This is a genomic window from Roseobacter sp. HKCCD6576-2, from assembly GCF_013179285.1.
GTDB classification, from domain to species: domain Bacteria; phylum Pseudomonadota; class Alphaproteobacteria; order Rhodobacterales; family Rhodobacteraceae; genus Rhodophyticola; species Rhodophyticola oceani.
In genome coordinates, this window is the sequence record NZ_WVNW01000002.1 from 41,807 (window position 1) to 56,887 (window position 15,081).

A 15,081-nucleotide genomic window follows, 5' to 3' on the forward strand; every position below is an offset into this window, starting at 1 on the left:
GCCACCGGATCAGACCGCGCCGGATCATGCCGCGGCGCCTTCGGCCTTCTCGACCCGCTCAAGCGCGGCCATCCACAGCGCTTCGGCCCGATCCAGCGCCGTCATCACCTCGGCATATTTGGCCTGCCATGTGGCCAACTCGCCGGCGCGGGCCTCCTCGTAAAGCGTCTGGTCCGCCAGTTTGGTGGCCAGCTTGTCACGCATCAGGTTCAGCTTTTCGACCCGGGCTTCGCATTTCTTCACCTCAGAGCGGAGGTCTTGCATCTGCGCATGGCTTGGCCGCTTCGCTTTTGCCTTCGGTTTTTCGGGCTTTGCAGGCTTTTCTTCACCTTGCAGGAGCATCTTTCGATAGGCTTCCAGATCATCCGCATAAGGCGCCACGCCGCCATCCTTCACCAGCCAGAGCCGATCGGCGACCATGCTCAACAGATGCATGTCATGGCTGACCAGGATCACCGCGCCGGAATAGGCGGTGAGCGCTTCGACGAGCGCTTCCCGGCTTTCGATGTCGAGGTGGTTGGTCGGCTCATCGAGGATCAGCATATGCGGGGCATCGATGGTCGCCAGCAGAAGCGACAGCCGGGCTTTCTGTCCCCCCGAAAGCTTCGCCACAACCGTATCAGCCTGATCGGGGCCGAGGCCGAACCCGGCGAGGCGCGCGCGGAGCTTCGATTGCATCTCGCTCGGCCGCTCGCGCTGAATATGTTGGAGCGGGGTTTCGTCGATATGCAACTCATCCACCTGGTGCTGCGCGAAATAGCCAACGCGGAGCTTGGAGGATTGGGTCTTGCGACCTTCGGAGGCTTTAAGTTTGTCTGCCAAGAGCTTGGAAAGGGTGGATTTCCCCTCGCCGTTGCGTCCCAAAAGGGCGATCCGATCATCTTGGTCAATCCGAAGGTTCAGGCGCTTCAATACCGGTGGTCCGTCATAGCCGACGGCGGCAGAATCCAACTGCACGATGGGTGGCGAGAGTTCCTCGGGCTTGGGGAAGGTAAAGACGGTCCGCGCCGCATCTTCGGGCATGCGGATCGTGTCCATCTTCTCCAGCATTTTTACGCGAGATTGGGCCTGCTTCGCTTTCGAGGCTTTGGCCTTGAACCGATCCACGAAGCTTTGCAGATGTGCCCGACGGGTCTCTTGTTTCTTGGCCTCTGCCGCTTGAACGGCACGTTTTTCGGCCCGCGCACGGGCAAAGGCGTCGTAGCCACCGGCGTAGAGCGTCAGTTTCCGGTCGGCCAGATGCAGGATATGGCCCACGGCGCGGTTCAGAAGGCCGCGGTCATGGCTGATGATCAGCACGGTATGGGGATATTTCGCCAGATAGCTTTCGAGCCAAAGCGCGCCTTCGAGGTCGAGATAGTTGGTCGGCTCGTCAAGCAGCAGCAGATCGGGCGCGGAAAACAACACGCCCGCAAGCGCCACACGCATCCGCCAGCCGCCGGAAAAGGCGGAGCAGGGCATGGCTTGCTCGGCATCAGTGAAGCCCAGGCCTTTTAGGATCGTCGCTGCGCGCGCTTCGGCCGACCAGGCGTCGATATCGGCGAGCCGGGTTTGGATCTCGGCGATGCGCGTGGCGTCCTCGGCGGTGTCGGCCTCAGCCAGAAGGGCGGCGCGTTCGGTATCGGCGGCCAGCACTGTGTCGAGGAGCGAGGTTTCGGAGGAGGGGACTTCCTGCGCCACCCCGCCGATCCGGGCGCGCTCGGGCATTGAGATATTGCCGCCATCCAAGACCAACTCGCCCCGGATCAGACGGAACAGGGTTGTTTTGCCGGTGCCGTTCCGGCCCACAATACCGACCTTATGGCCTGCAGGAATGGTGGCCGAGGCGCCCTCAAGCAGAGGACGGCCCGCAATCGAATAGGATATGTCAGAGATGCGCAGCATGGGCGGAGCACTGGCTTAGTGCTCCGCCCGAGTCAACGGGGATTACTGCAGAAGCGCCTCCAGCCCATCGGCTGGATACGCGGCGTGACCGACAAACGGGCTGTCGCCGTCATAGCTAAAGGCAAAGACATGCACTTCGTCATGCGAGACCGTGACGCGGCAGAACCAGTCTTCGGCTGCAAGATCTCCGGGGCATTCGGCCAGATCCATATGCGGGATTGCGGCCTCAAACACCGCATAGCTGAGCGGCATCGGCTCAGGGTTATCGGCCAAAGCCAAGCTGGGCAGGCTCAGCGCCAAAAGAAGGGTGAATGGTTTCATGAAGGTCATCGGACATCCTTTCAATCCGTCAGGTGAAATGGCTGCCGAGATGGTCGCTGATCAGTGTGATGGGGCTAACAAATCAGCGCGCGCTTCGCAAGCGGGAAGCAGGTCTTCCCAATGCTGCCCGGCCATGTTAGGGGCCGCGTCAAATTCAACCCATGCGGAGCAAACACAATGGCCCTGGAACGGACCTTTTCGATCATCAAACCCGATGCCACCAAACGCAACCTGACCGGCGCGATTGTCGCCAAGTTCGAGGAAGCGGGTCTGCGCGTAGTGGCCTCCAAGCGGATCCAGCTGACCCTGGCCCAGGCACAGACGTTTTACGGTGTGCACAAAGAGCGGCCGTTCTTTGACGAACTGTGCGAATTCATGATCTCCGAGCCGATTGTGGTGCAGGTGCTGGAAGGCGAGAACGCCATCGCGAAAAACCGCGAAGTGATGGGCGCGACCAACCCCGCCGAGGCCGATGCAGGCACGATCCGCAAGGAATACGCGCTGTCGATCGGCGAAAACTCGGTGCATGGCTCCGATGCGCCGGAGACCGCGAAAGAAGAGATCGCCTATTTCTTCTCGGGTCTTGAGCTGGTCGGCTAAGCCGTCACCGCTTGGAAAACGAGACGGCCGTGCAAGAGATTGCGCGGCCGTTTGCTTTTGGTGCTCGCTGCGCCATGGCGCGGTTGGGCCTCGACGCCCGATGAAACAGCGCTATCCGGCGCGCCGGTCACGGGCGCTTTGGGCTGCTTCCCGCTTTGACGACAGGGCGGGTGCTGAAAACCGTCATGGGCTCGGGCGTTCCCGTTGCGCGGTCCAACCCGATCGAGGATCAGCGGCGCAGGCCCACGCCAATTTCGTTCAGGACCCGTTCCATCTCGCCACGGCCGTCATCTGCTTGTGTCGCTTTGAGCGCATCGAATTGAGCTCTCAGCGCATCTTTCTCAGCGCCTTTGCAATCGTTCCATGGGCGGCCCTGGAGCGCCATGTGGAGCACGTAATACATGATGAAATGCGGGCGCACCCCAACCTCGAGCATCCGCGTGTAAGCGACGTCTGCGCCCGCTTCGCGCAGTTCGGTCGCCGTGGTAATGCCTGCGCGGGCCAGAAGCTCGGCCTGCGCGGGTCCAATGTTGCGGATGGCCGTGACGGGGTCAGCGGCGGCGATGTTGCTCATGGCAGGATCTCCTGCCGAAAAGCTCTATCAGATGCTGGCCCAATCGGAAAAGCGGACAGGCTTGGGGTGTTCTTTTTTGGTGGGCGCCTCTTTCGGCGCGGGTTTGCGAGTTTGCATGATACTGCTCCGGGTTAGGTCTTGATGCCTATGACCGAGAAGGGTCCGCTCCGATTTTGTCCTAACACCGGCATGAATGTGGCGCGAATGTGGCGCGCCCAGACTGTGTTCATTCAACCACAGAAGCTTGGGGAAAAAACTGGCGGTCCGACCATAGAGGAAGAGAGACGAGAGCCGCGACCGCCAGAGATGTCTTCGCGTCAGACCGCCCGAGGGGGCCATAGGAAGGGAGGAGAGGCGCTCTCGGACCTGTCTGACAAGATCAGCTTGCCGCGCCGCGGCATCGCCGCCAATGGGCGGCGCGGTAATTGTTGGTCGGATTCTACCGATGATTGTTTTTTGAGCGCCGAAAGGGCAGGGGCGGCCCCATTTCTAAGCGCTTTGAGGCTGCGCTTCGGGTCTTGGTCGCCGCAGATCGGATTCGCTGCTAGAAGGGGCGCAGTCATGCGGGGAAAGGGACGAGGATGAGGCAAGAGTTGCCGCATAGCGGGCTGCGCGTCTTGGATTTCGGTCATACGGTGATGGGGCCGACCGCCGGGCTGGTTCTGGCCGATCTGGGGGCCGAGGTGATCCGTGTCGAGCCGGCCAAGGGCGACCCGACCCGCGCCCTCAAAGGGTTCGGAACGGGATATTTTCCGTTTTATAACCGCAATAAAGGGTCCATCGCGCTGGATTTGAAGGATCCGCGCGGGCTAGCGGTCGCGAAACGGCTGATCGGCACGGCGGATGTGCTGATCGAGAATTTTGGGCCGGGCACGATGGCGCGGTTGGGTTTGAGTTATGAGCAGCTTGCGGAGGCATTCCCCTCGCTGATCTATCTGTCTTTGAAGGGGTTTTTGCCAGGGCCTTATGAAAACCGTGTCGCCCTGGACGAGGTGGTGCAGATGATGTCCGGCCTCGCCTATATGACCGGCCCGCCGGGGCAGCCGCTTCGCGCTGGGGCGAGTGTGATCGATGTGATGGGCGGTGTGATGGGTGTCGTGGGCGTTCAAGCCGCGTTGGCCGAGCGGGAACGAACGGGCCGGGGGCAGTTGGTCACTTCGGCGTTGTTTGAAAGCGCGATGTTCTTGATGGGGCAGCATCTGGCCTATGCGGCGTTGAGCGATGCGCCGGTGCCGCCGATGCCCGCGCGTGTTTCGGCTTGGGCGATTTATGATCAATTCGACAGCGCCGATGGGGAGCGGGTGTTTCTGGGCATCACCTCGGACCGGCATTGGCAGCGATTTTGCGAGGTGTTTGACGCGCCCGAGCTGGCGGCCGACTCGCGCCTGAGCACGAATAATCAGCGGATTGAGGCCCGGGGCGACTTGCTGCCGAAGGTGGCGGCGCTGGTGGCTGGTTTGCCGCTGGTCGCATTGACTGAGAAAGCGGTCGCCGCGCAATTGCCCTTTGCCCATGTGGCGCGGCCCGAGCAACTGTTTGACGATCCGCATTTGGCGGCTGGGGAACGGCTGTTGCCCACCGAATTGCCTGGTGGGGTCGCCGTGCGCCTGCCAGCCTTGCCGGTGGAACTGGACGGACGGAAGACAGTGCTGGAGCGGTCGCCGCCAAAGGCGGGGGCGGATACCGCGGCCTTGCTGGGTGAGCTTGGATATGACGCCACGGAGATCGCGGGTTTGGCCAAGGATGGGGTGATTGTAGTGCCAGACAGAGGAGAGACGGGATGAGCGATGTCGCCGATTGGTGGTCCACCGAGATCATCGATATGGAGCCTGGACGGATCGCCTTTCGCGGCCACGAGATCCAAGATTTGATCGGGCAGGTCAGCTTTCCGCAAATGATCTGGCTCTTGACCCGCGGCGATCTGCCCTCGGAGGCTCAGGCGCGGCTGTTGGAGGCGGCGCTGGTGGCGGCGGTGGATCACGGGCCGCAAGCGCCATCGATTGCCACGGCGCGGATGGCGGTTACCTGCGGCTTGGGTCTGAATGGGGCAATGGCGAGCGCGGTGAATATGCTCGACGATGTGCATGGCGGGGCAGGGGAGCAGGCGGTGGAGCTATATGGCTGGATCGATGGCGGCGTGGAGACCGGCGCGGCGATCGACCGGTGGCAGGCGGAGCGGGGGCCGTATATCCCCGGGTTTGGGCACCGGTTCCACAAACCGGTCGACCCGCGCGCGCCACGTCTGATGGCTCTGGTCAGAGAGTCGGCGGAGGCGGGCACCGTCTCGGGCCGGTTCGCAGAAATCGGCGAAGGGGTAGCGGCGGAACTGGCCACGCGGAAGGGCAAGCCGGTGCCGATGAATATCGATGGGGCAACGGCGGTGATCTATGCCGAATTGGGTTTCGCCGGGCCGCTGGCCCGCGGCCTTTTCTGCCTGTCCCGCTCAGTTGGCGTGATTGCCCATGCGTGGGAGCAGATGCAGCAAGGCGGGCGCAACAAAGGCCCAACGCCGCCGCAGTATCGCTGGACCTATACCGGGCCGGACGAGGTGGACTAGGCTTGCCGTCTCGCCATGCTATTGGCGGTAGGCGGTGCCTTCCGGGTCGTACGGGCCGACGGCGATCACCTGCGCTGTGATCATCTGGCCCAACACGTCGACGTGGAGCTGTGTGCCAGGCTCCGCAAAGGCCGGATCAAGAAACGCATAAGCTAAGTTTTGCGCGACCCGGTACCCCCATCCGCCGGATGTGACGGTGCCGACAACGACGCCGTCCTTCATGACCGACGCGCCGCCATGGGCGGGCGCATCCCGACTGTCGAGCGCCAAGGTTGCAAGACGTTTTGCAGGCCCGGCCGCGCGCCGGGCTTCGAGCGCCGCTTTGCCAATGAAATCGGGCTTGTCCAGTTGGACAAAGCGGCCGAGCCCAGTTTCAAACGGGTCAAACTCGGTCAGAATATCGGCCTTCCAATGCAGGTAGCCTTTCTCAAGACGCATCGCGTCGACCGCACGGGCACCGAAAAGGCGGAGGTCATGGGCCGCGCCGGCTTCGCGCAGGGCGGTGTAAGCGGCATAGAGCGAGGCATTGGGCACATGGATTTCATAGGCCAACTCTCCCGAGAAGCTGACGCCTATAACGGTGGCGGGCGCAATCCCGATGAAACATTCGCGGACTGAGAGCCAAGGGAAGGCCTCTTTGGACCAATCGGCACGACTGACCGTGCTGATCACGTCCCGGGCGCGGGGACCCGCCAAGACAAGGATTGTCTGATCATTGGTCAGCGATCTGATCTGGACCTCTTCGGCAGGTTCGATGTGCTGCGTCAGCCAATCCATGTCATGGAATTCGGCTGCGGCTGCCGAGCCATACCAGATCCGCTCCGGCCCCCGATCCGAAGCCGGGATATTGGCAATCGTCGCTTCGGATTTCAGCATGCCGTGGTGATTGAGCAGATAAGCGAGACCGACCCGCCCCGATTTCCGTGGCAAGCGACCGCAGATCATCCGATCGAGGAAGCTTTGTGCATCAGCACCGGTGATCTCAAAGCGATTGAATCCATTGACCTCGGAAAGGCCGACCGCGTTTTGCACGGCCGCGACTTCCGCTCCGACAAGATCGAAAGCCTCGTCGAACCGGAAGCTGGGCGTGACATCAAAATCGGGGCTGGGTTTGAAGAACTCCGCCCGCTCCCAGCCATTGACGGTGGTGAACTCTGCACCTTCGGCGGCCAAGACTGGTGTGAGCGGCGTCGTTTTGGCCATACGCCCGGCGGGGCGATGCTCGTTGGGGAAATGAAAGCGGAATTCGTTTTGGTAATCCTCGATCGCTTTCAGGGCCGTCAGTTCGGTATTGGCATGCCCGGTGAAGCGTCGCGGGTCGAGCATCCAGGTGTCGTAACAGGCCTCTCCATGCACGATTTGCTGCGCCAAGAGCCAGCCATGCCCGCCGCCTTCGCCGAGCCCGGCGCGCAAGCCGATGATGCAGAACGCGTTCCGCTTACCCGGGATCGGCCCGACCAAAGGTGCGCCGTCGATGGTATAAGTGATCGGACCGTTGACCACCGTGTGGATACCCACCTCCATCAGCGCGGGCATCCGGGCAAAGGCCCCCTCTAATACATCGGTGATCCGGTCGAGATCATCTGGGCAAAGCGCATTGACGAAATGCGGGTCGATCCCGTCCATCCCCCAGGTTTTGCAGTCCTGCTCGTAAAACCCGACCAGCAGGCCAGTCTTTTCCTGACGGCAGTAGTAATCGCTGATCGGGCAGCGGAGGAGCGGCATGCGATGGCCCGCGTCGCGGATTGCCGGAATCTCTTCAGTGACGAAATACTGATGCTCCATCGACATCACCGGGTGGTGCACGCCCATCATCGCGCCGACCTCGTTCACGCGATAGCCGCAGGCATTCACGACGATTTCACAGGCGATATCGCCACGCTCCGTATGGACGGTCCAACTGTGATCCTTGTGTTGGGTCAGGCCGATCACTGGCGTATTGCGATAGACCTCCGCGCCAGCTTTCCGCGCGCGACGGGCCAGCGCCTGGCAAAGCTGGGCCGGGTCGATATCGCCATCTTGGCCGTCCCATAACCCGCCGAGCAGGTTGTCGGTTGAGATCAGGGGATGGCGGCGCGCGCATTCCTCTGCATCGATCACCTCGAACTCGACCCCCATGCCGCGCGCCATGGAGGCAAAATGGTGATAGCCCTCCATCTGTTCGGGCGTATTGGCCAGGCGGATGCCGCCATCGCCATGGTGGTAGTTGATCGGATACTCGGGATCGGCGGCAAGCTCGCGATAGAGCTGGATCGAGTGGGATTTCAGCCCGACCATGGTCTGCGTCATGCCGAAATTCGTCACCTGGGCGGCAGAATGCCAGGTGGTGCCCGAAGTCAGCTCATTGCGCTCCACCAGAACCACATCGGTCCAGCCTTCCTGGGTCAGGTGATAGAGGGTGGAGCATCCGGCGATGCCGCCACCGATGACAACGACACGGGTTTGCGATTTCATCGACGGGGTCCTCCAGACAAGATGAACGGAGTGGCGGGCAATCAGAGGCGGCGGTCAATCGGAACGGCACTTCTGTGATTTTCTCAAATCACAGTTTCGCTTTTTTCATATTTTGCGAAATTTCCTTTGCCAAACCCCATGCGCGGTCATCCTATTTTGGTTGAGGACGCGATGACAGATATGCACTCCAGACCCCGCCGTTCCGGCCGTAGCGCGCGCGTCGCCAAGCGCGCCGCGCCGCCTGAGGTCAATCCAGCCCCGGCAGGCCAGCAGGGCGGAACCTATCGACCTTTGCGCGATGCAGATTTGCAAACCATTTATGCAACCGCGCTCCGCGTGTTGGAGCAGCTCGGCATGGGCGAGGTGCCAGATCGCCTGGCCCGAGATTTGATTGCGGCGGGCGCGCAGCAGATGGCGAATGGCCGGATCGGCTTTCCAAAGGCGCTGGTGGAGCAGACGATCGCCCAAGCTGCCAAAACCTTCCTGCTTCATGGGCGAGACCCGGCGCGCTCCATCGAAGTGGGGGGCGACCGGGTGTATTTCGGCACCGGGGGCGCAGCGGTCAACACGCTGGATCTGGAGACCGGCCTTTACCGCCCCTCCACACTTGCCGATTTGCATGATTTCACACGGCTGCAAGATACGCTGACAAATGTGGCATGGTTCACCCGCTGTTGCGTGGCGACTGACGTGCCCGACACTCTGGATTTGGATGTGAACACGGCCTATGCGCTTGTGAAACACACCACCAAGCCGGTCGCGACCTCGTTTACGCTGGCGGGGCATGTGGACCCGATTGTCGCGATGCTCGACATCGTGGCGGGCGGCCCAGGTGCGTTTTCCAAACGGCCCTTTATGGCGGCCCATATCAGTCCGGTGATCTCGCCCATGCGCTTCGGCGAGGATGCAGTCGACGTGATCTACAAATGCGTCGAACACAACATCCCGATGAATTGCATCACAGCGGCCCAGGCCGGGGCGACGGCACCGGCCACGATGGCGGGGTTTCTGGCACAGTCTCTGGCCGAAACGCTGGCGAGCCTTGTAGTGGTCAACACGCTCGCGCCGGGCTTTCCGATGGTGTTTTCCAACTGGCCCTTCGTGATTGACCTACGCAGCGGCGCCTTCGCGGGCGGTGGGGCGGAGACGGCGCTTCTGAATGCCGCCTCGGCACAGATTTCCAACTGGTTGGGCCTGCCGTCCGGCGTCGCCTGCTCAATGACCGATGCCAAGGCGATTGACGCGCAATATGGCGTAGAAAAGGGCATGACCAGCCTGGCCGCGGCGTTGGCCGGGGGCAATTTGATCTATGAAAGCTCCGGCATGACCGCCGCGCTTCTGGGGGTCAGTTTCGAGGCGTTTATTCTCGACGATGAAATGCATGCGATGACCTATCGCACGCTGCGCGGCGTTGAGGTCACCGAAGACAATCTTGGCTTTGACGCGATCTGCGCCGCTATCCTGGGCGAGGGGCATTTCCTCGGCGCGGATCACACCTATCAGGCGATGGAGCGGGATTATCACTATCCGAAACTCGCTGATCGTGAGCAGCCCCAGACCTGGGCCGATAATGGGGCGGGCGATGCCTGGCAGCGCGCTAAAATGCGGGCGCAAGAGATCTTGGCGAGCCATCATCCGACCTATCTGACAACGGATCAGGACAACGCCATTCGGGATCGGTTCAAGATTTTGGCGTAACCACGTCATCGGGGATCAGGCGAAAGCGGTCTTTCAGCCAGGGATAGGCCTCGATGGCTGGGCCAATTGCGTGGGTCGACATCAGGCTGCGCATTGCCGCAGAGATCAAACGGGCAATGCCTTCCGCCTGCGCCTCGGCAATAAACACCGAGACCGTGCGGGCGAACTCCTTGCGCGGAAAGGGGAGCAATCGCACTTGGCCGTGAAAGCGTTTGGCGCGGACGTAGTTGCTCGGTGTCGTGATCGCCCAGCCATCACCTTGCGCAATCAGCGCCATAATTGAGGCGGTGCTGTCGAGCTCAAAAGTGGTGTCGAGCTTCAGCCGCAGTCGGGTCAGTTGTGCCTCGACCATGCTGCCGATGATTTGACTGCGGCTATAGCGTAGAAAGGGCAGCCCGCTTTGGCCGGTGATGATATCTTCCGCCGACCGGCTCTGCGTCGCCGGCACCGCGAGAACAAACGGATCGCGGAGAAGCGGGATTTCTTCGACATCCGGCAGCGCGAATTGCGGCTGTGTCGCGATGCCCAAATCCAGATCGCGATTGCGCAATAGATCGAGGATTTCGTGGCTGACCCGGGTGTGATGCGTGAACCGGCAGTGCGGCAGCGCCTTGGCCAGCATCCGGGTGATCTCCGGCCCGATATCATTCTCGAAATCTTCGATCATCGCAAAGCGCAGTTGATTGAGGCCATGGGGCGCGGCGGCCCTAACCTCCACTTGTGCTTTGTCGAGCAAACCGAGGGCCTCTTCGACATAGCGTAGAAAGATCAGCCCTTCGGCGGTCACGACCATGGGTCGACGGGCGTGATCCAGCAGATCAACGCCTAGCTGTGTCTCCAGATTGCGCAGATGATGCGACACGGTGCTGATCGATAGCCCGGTCCGATCGGCTGTGATCTGGACCGATCCGGACTGTGCCGCGATCCGAAAGACCTCTAGGCCTTTGAGAGAAAGTTGAGACTGTTTCATAAGCCGATCCGCAGCCAGAGAAGAGACGTTTCAACACAGCCAGCCTAGCCGAAATAGACAACTTATCACAGGTAAGTTTCGATTTCTTAGAAATTGGCGACTTCGGACGATTGGCCAGCCGGGCTGCTCTACCATCCCTCAATCAGCGGACAGCGCGGCCAGATGATCCCAAATGGCGTTTTCGGTGACACCGGGACTGCCCGAAATTCGGACGGCTGTCACATCAAGCGAATAGGAGGCCAAGCTTGCCGACAGATCGGCGATTGCCCCGCGCGCAATATGTGGCCGGGCAAGCGAAAGCGGCACCCAGGCGACGCCAATGCCCACCTTCGCCAGTTCCAGCGCCGCGAGAGTGAGCGCGGTTTCTGCTTTCGGCACGGCGCGCGCCAAGCTTCGGATGCGGGGCAAGATCACGGTGTCCATCACCTGACCCAAAAACACATCGCCGGGGTAACCGATAAAGGGCAACTCGCCCGACTGAAACCAGCTGTTCAACGCGTCAGCCTTGTCGACTGCGAAGACGGGGATCAGGCGATCTTCGCCCAAGACAAGGCTTTCGATGTAATCGGCCTCAATCGGATGCTCCATGCCCGGCACCCGATAGACCAGCGCGATATCGGCTTGCCGCGACAGGATCAGCCCGAAACAATCATCCAGATTGGCCGAGCGTAGGCGGACGAATGCCTCAGGAATACGGGCTTGGATGCCATTGACCAGTTCCGGGGTTAGCGATGTCGTCAGCGAGTGCAGGCTGGCGATGATCACCCGATTGCCAGAGGTCCGGTCGCCCCGGCGCAGATCGGTCACCAGCTGCCTCAGATCGCCGACGAGGCGGCCAATCTGCTCCCGCTGATCGGCTGTCGTCGGGCGCAGTTGTACCGGCTTTCGGGTCCGGTCGAAAAGCTCGACGCCGACATAGTCTTCTATGTTTTGAATCCGCCGCGAGAAGGCCGATTGTGTCAGATTGCGGCGTTCGGCGGCCTCAGAGAGCGAGCCATTCTCCGCAACCGCCAGAATATCTTCGAGCCATTCAAGTCGCATTGGCACCTCATATCATGCGCTTCATGCATATTAAGCCGAGTTATTCGCATTTGCATCAGGGATTTTCGGGTGCAACACTTCAATCTACGCAAAACCCATAATCAGAAAGCTGCCATGCATCTCGCTCGTTTTCCTCGTGTCTCGCTTGCTCATCTACCGACCCCATTGGAACGCCTGGACCGTCTCTCGAAAGAGCTTGGCGGGCCGGAGATTTGGATAAAGCGCGATGATTGCACCGGGCTGTCGAGCGGTGGGAACAAGACCCGCAAGCTGGAATTCTTGATGGCCGAAGCCGAAGCGATGGGCGCCGATATGGTGATGACCCAAGGCGCGACCCAATCGAACCACGCGCGCCAGACCGCAGCGGCGGCGTCGAAACTTGGCATGGGATGTCATGTCTTGCTGGAAGATCGCACGGGGTACGAAGATCACAATTACAACGAAAACGGCAATGTCCTGTTGGATCATCTGCACGGGGCGACAACTGCCAAATTCCCGGGCGGTCATGACATGCCGGGCGAGATGGAGCAGGCCGCCGAACAGGCGCGCGCCGAAGGCAAGACAGTCTATACGATACCGGGTGGCGGCTCGAATGCCACGGGGGCGCTTGGCTATGCGAATTGTGCGCTGGAACTGTTGACCCAGGTGAATGAACGCCGGTTGATCGTGGACCATCTGGTGCATGCGACCGGGTCGTCAGGCACCCAAGCCGGGTTGATCGTCGGTCTGAAGGCGTTGAACGCCGGCATCCCGCTTTTGGGTTTCGGCACCCGGGCGCCGCAGGAAAAGCAAGAACAGATGGTTTATGATCTGGCGGTGAAGACGGCGGCGAAGCTAGGCTGCCCTGGCGTGGTTACCCGCGAAGACGTGAGGGCCGACACGAGTTATGTTGGTCCCGGTTATGGCCTCCCGCGCGCAGACACAATTGAGGCGATCCGGATGTTTGCCGAGCTGGAGGGCATCCTTTTGGACCCGGTCTATTCCGGCAAAGGCGCGGCGGGTCTGATCGATTACTGCCGCAAAGGGCATTTTAAGAAGGGCGAGCGCGTGATTTTCTTGCATACGGGCGGCTCTGTGGGTCTGTTTGGATATGATAGCGTGTTGATTCAGGGCGAAAATCGGATGGCGGCTGAATAAGATATATGATGCGCCAAGTTGGCATACTGGGCGGCATGGGGCCGGAGGCGACGCTTCTGTTGATGCAGAAGGTGTTGGACGCTGTGCCGGCGACGGACGATGCCGATCATGTGCCGCTTCTGGTGGATCAAAACCCGCAAGTGCCATCGCGGATCAAACACCTGATCGATGGCTCGGGCGAAGACCCGGCGCCCGTCTTGGTGCGGATGGCGCAGGATTTGGAACGCGCCGGAGCCGAGGCATTGGCGATGCCGTGCAACACGGCACATCACTATGCCGCCGCAATTCAAGCGTCGGTCTCTATCCCGTTTCTCGATATGATTGCACTGTCGGCGGCTCATGCGCGGCGTCTGGCGGGGGCGGGCGGCAAAGTCGGCGTTTTGGCGTCGCCCGCCGGACGAAAGGTGGCCTTGTTTGATGCGGCTTTGGCAACAGAAGGCCTGACCGCGCTCTATCCCGCTGACGAAGCCCCACTGCTGTCCGCGATCCGGTCGATCAAATCGAACGGGCCCAGCGATGCGACACGCGCAGCTCTCAGAGCCGCCTCGATGGATCTGCGGGATCAAGGCGCGGTCCTGCAGATGATTGCCTGCACCGAGTTCTCGTTAATCTCGTCGGCGCTTGCGGCTGGAACGAAGGGCTTTGACACACTGGACATACTCGTGCTGGAATTGGTGGCGTTCGCGACGAATTCCCGGGGCCATAACCTGGCCTCAACCACACTCCCTGATGCTGCGAACCGGTCGGGCGCGGCACGGGGTAACAAAAAAACCGACCAACAGGGAAAGGAACTCTCCAAATGCTGAACAAAACTGTTCGCGCAACCCTTGCGGGTACGGCCATCGGCCTTGCCAGCTTCACCGCAGCTTCGGCGCAAGACCTGGTGATCGGCGTGCCAAACTGGCCCTCGGCCAGCGCCACCGCCAATATCCTGGAACAGGTGATCGAGACGAATTTCGGCCTTGAGGTCGAGCTGCAAAACGGCACCAACCCGATCATCTTCGAGGCAATGGATTCTGGCTCTATGCATGTGCATCCCGAAGTGTGGATGCCGAACCAACAGAACCTGCATGACACCTTCGTCGTCGAAAACGGCACGGTGGTGATGAATGAAAACCCGGTGCAGGCCAATCAGGGCATGTGTGTGCCGACCTATATCGCCGAGCAATATGACATCACCACGATCGAAGATCTGACCGACCCCGAGAAGATGGCGATCTTCGACACCGATGGCGATGGCCGTCCGCAGGTCTGGATCGGCGCGCCGGGTTGGGCCTCCACCGTGATCGAACGCATCCGCGCGCGGTCCTACGGCTATGACGAAGTGCTTGATCTGGAAGAGTATGACGGTACCGTGGCCTGGGGGGCGCTGGGCACCGCGATCGAGGCCGAAGAGCCGTGGATCGGCTTTTGTTATGATCCGCATTTCATCTTCGTGGCCTATGATCTGACCTATCTCGAAGAACCGGCGCATGACCCGGCGACCTGGAACGTGATCCAGCCGACCGATGACCCGGCCTGGTTGGAAAACTCCATGGCTTCAACGGCCTGGAACGGCGCCACATTGCACCTGCATTACGCAGCCAATGTGCAGGAGAACTATCCCGAAGTGGCGGCCCTGTTCGATGCCTATGAGATGCCTGCAGAGGTGCTCTCGACCATGGGTCTGGAACTGTCGATCAACGATGTTGAGCCGGCGGATTTTGCAGCTCAGTGGATCGCCGACAACGAGGATATCGTCCTTGGGTGGTTGACCAACTAAGCGTCGCGCGACGTTTTGGGGCCGTGCCGCAATGTTGGCGCGGCCCCTCTTGACGTTTCTATCCCATGCCACGCGTCCTCGGG

The 15,081-nt window shown here is 61.0% G+C and carries 13 protein-coding genes; 7 read left to right on the forward strand and 6 right to left on the reverse strand.

Annotation, left to right across the window (positions count from 1 at the left end; translation table 11 throughout):
* Positions 1-24 precede the first annotated feature (24 nt).
* A complete protein-coding gene (locus GTF44_RS07245; RefSeq protein WP_171560380.1) occupies positions 25-1,884 on the reverse strand; it encodes an ABC-F family ATP-binding cassette domain-containing protein in 1,860 nt (619 codons plus the stop codon).
* A gap of 42 nt (positions 1,885-1,926) precedes the next feature.
* Complete coding sequence (locus GTF44_RS07250; RefSeq protein WP_171560383.1) at positions 1,927-2,214, reverse strand: hypothetical protein; 288 nt, start codon at positions 2,212-2,214, stop codon at positions 1,927-1,929.
* A gap of 168 nt (positions 2,215-2,382) precedes the next feature.
* Between GTF44_RS07250 and ndk the strand changes: the two genes are divergently transcribed.
* Positions 2,383-2,805: a nucleoside-diphosphate kinase gene (ndk, locus tag GTF44_RS07255; protein WP_145209794.1), complete on the forward strand. Its 423-nt coding sequence runs from the start codon at positions 2,383-2,385 to the stop codon at positions 2,803-2,805.
* Positions 2,806-3,034: 229 nt separating this feature from the next.
* Here ndk and GTF44_RS07260 read toward each other — a convergent pair whose 3' ends face one another.
* On the reverse strand, positions 3,035-3,379 hold the full coding sequence (locus GTF44_RS07260) for a TfoX/Sxy family protein (RefSeq protein ID WP_171560386.1): 345 nt from the start codon (positions 3,377-3,379) through the stop codon (positions 3,035-3,037).
* 581 nt (positions 3,380-3,960) lie between these two features.
* Between GTF44_RS07260 and GTF44_RS07265 the strand changes: the two genes are divergently transcribed.
* Positions 3,961-5,163 (forward strand): CaiB/BaiF CoA-transferase family protein, encoded by a 1,203-nt coding sequence (locus GTF44_RS07265; RefSeq protein WP_171560389.1) that lies wholly within the window; start codon positions 3,961-3,963, stop codon positions 5,161-5,163.
* Positions 5,160-5,936: a citryl-CoA lyase gene (locus tag GTF44_RS07270; protein WP_171560392.1), complete on the forward strand. Its 777-nt coding sequence runs from the start codon at positions 5,160-5,162 to the stop codon at positions 5,934-5,936. Before GTF44_RS07265 ends, GTF44_RS07270 begins: the two co-directional genes overlap by 4 nt.
* Before the next feature lie 18 nt (positions 5,937-5,954).
* On the opposite strand, the gene GTF44_RS07275 is transcribed toward GTF44_RS07270, so the two are convergent.
* Positions 5,955-8,390 carry an FAD-dependent oxidoreductase gene (locus GTF44_RS07275; RefSeq protein ID WP_171560394.1) on the reverse strand — a complete coding sequence of 812 codons (2,436 nt, stop codon included), beginning with the start codon at positions 8,388-8,390 and terminating at the stop codon, positions 5,955-5,957.
* Between the two features lie 180 nt (positions 8,391-8,570).
* Here GTF44_RS07275 and GTF44_RS07280 point away from each other — a divergent pair, with 180 nt between their 5' ends.
* On the forward strand, positions 8,571-10,088 hold the full coding sequence (locus tag GTF44_RS07280) for a trimethylamine methyltransferase family protein (protein WP_171561031.1): 1,518 nt from the start codon (positions 8,571-8,573) through the stop codon (positions 10,086-10,088).
* Here GTF44_RS07280 and GTF44_RS07285 read toward each other — a convergent pair.
* Positions 10,072-11,058 carry a LysR family transcriptional regulator gene (locus GTF44_RS07285; protein WP_171560397.1) on the reverse strand — a complete coding sequence of 329 codons (987 nt, stop codon included), beginning with the start codon at positions 11,056-11,058 and terminating at the stop codon, positions 10,072-10,074. The two genes, GTF44_RS07280 and GTF44_RS07285, sit on opposite strands and share 17 nt — an antisense overlap.
* Before the next feature lie 138 nt (positions 11,059-11,196).
* Entirely contained in the window at positions 11,197-12,099 is a 903-nt protein-coding gene (locus tag GTF44_RS07290; protein WP_171560400.1) for a LysR family transcriptional regulator, read from the reverse strand.
* A 114-nt stretch (positions 12,100-12,213) separates the two neighbouring features.
* On the opposite strand from GTF44_RS07290, the gene GTF44_RS07295 reads away from it, so the two are divergent.
* The 3 genes from GTF44_RS07295 to GTF44_RS07305 are packed head-to-tail and all read left to right on the forward strand — an operon-like array spanning position 12,214 to position 14,998.
* Positions 12,214-13,236, forward strand: a complete 1,023-nt coding sequence (locus tag GTF44_RS07295) for a D-cysteine desulfhydrase (RefSeq protein ID WP_171560402.1) — start codon at positions 12,214-12,216, stop codon at positions 13,234-13,236.
* 5 nt (positions 13,237-13,241) lie between these two features.
* Positions 13,242-14,042: an amino acid racemase gene (locus tag GTF44_RS07300; RefSeq protein WP_171560405.1), complete on the forward strand. Its 801-nt coding sequence runs from the start codon at positions 13,242-13,244 to the stop codon at positions 14,040-14,042.
* Complete coding sequence (locus tag GTF44_RS07305) at positions 14,036-14,998, forward strand: glycine betaine ABC transporter substrate-binding protein (RefSeq protein WP_171560408.1); 963 nt, start codon at positions 14,036-14,038, stop codon at positions 14,996-14,998. Before GTF44_RS07300 ends, GTF44_RS07305 begins: the two co-directional genes overlap by 7 nt.
* Positions 14,999-15,081 lie beyond the last annotated feature (83 nt).

What these genes read in the sequence shown, in the direction of transcription:
- GTF44_RS07245 (WP_171560380.1), bottom strand. Translation starts at nt 1,884, where the DNA reads ATGCTGCGCATCTCTGACATATCCTATTCGATTGCGGGCCGTCCTCTG.
- GTF44_RS07250 (WP_171560383.1), bottom strand. Translation starts at nt 2,214, where the DNA reads ATGACCTTCATGAAACCATTCACCCTTCTTTTGGCGCTGAGCCTGCCC.
- ndk (WP_145209794.1), top strand. Translation starts at nt 2,383, where the DNA reads ATGGCCCTGGAACGGACCTTTTCGATCATCAAACCCGATGCCACCAAA.
- GTF44_RS07260 (WP_171560386.1), bottom strand. Translation starts at nt 3,379, where the DNA reads ATGAGCAACATCGCCGCCGCTGACCCCGTCACGGCCATCCGCAACATT.
- GTF44_RS07265 (WP_171560389.1), top strand. Translation starts at nt 3,961, where the DNA reads ATGAGGCAAGAGTTGCCGCATAGCGGGCTGCGCGTCTTGGATTTCGGT.
- GTF44_RS07270 (WP_171560392.1), top strand. Translation starts at nt 5,160, where the DNA reads ATGAGCGATGTCGCCGATTGGTGGTCCACCGAGATCATCGATATGGAG.
- GTF44_RS07275 (WP_171560394.1), bottom strand. Translation starts at nt 8,390, where the DNA reads ATGAAATCGCAAACCCGTGTCGTTGTCATCGGTGGCGGCATCGCCGGA.
- GTF44_RS07280 (WP_171561031.1), top strand. Translation starts at nt 8,571, where the DNA reads ATGCACTCCAGACCCCGCCGTTCCGGCCGTAGCGCGCGCGTCGCCAAG.
- GTF44_RS07285 (WP_171560397.1), bottom strand. Translation starts at nt 11,058, where the DNA reads ATGAAACAGTCTCAACTTTCTCTCAAAGGCCTAGAGGTCTTTCGGATC.
- GTF44_RS07290 (WP_171560400.1), bottom strand. Translation starts at nt 12,099, where the DNA reads ATGCGACTTGAATGGCTCGAAGATATTCTGGCGGTTGCGGAGAATGGC.
- GTF44_RS07295 (WP_171560402.1), top strand. Translation starts at nt 12,214, where the DNA reads ATGCATCTCGCTCGTTTTCCTCGTGTCTCGCTTGCTCATCTACCGACC.
- GTF44_RS07300 (WP_171560405.1), top strand. Translation starts at nt 13,242, where the DNA reads ATGATGCGCCAAGTTGGCATACTGGGCGGCATGGGGCCGGAGGCGACG.
- GTF44_RS07305 (WP_171560408.1), top strand. Translation starts at nt 14,036, where the DNA reads ATGCTGAACAAAACTGTTCGCGCAACCCTTGCGGGTACGGCCATCGGC.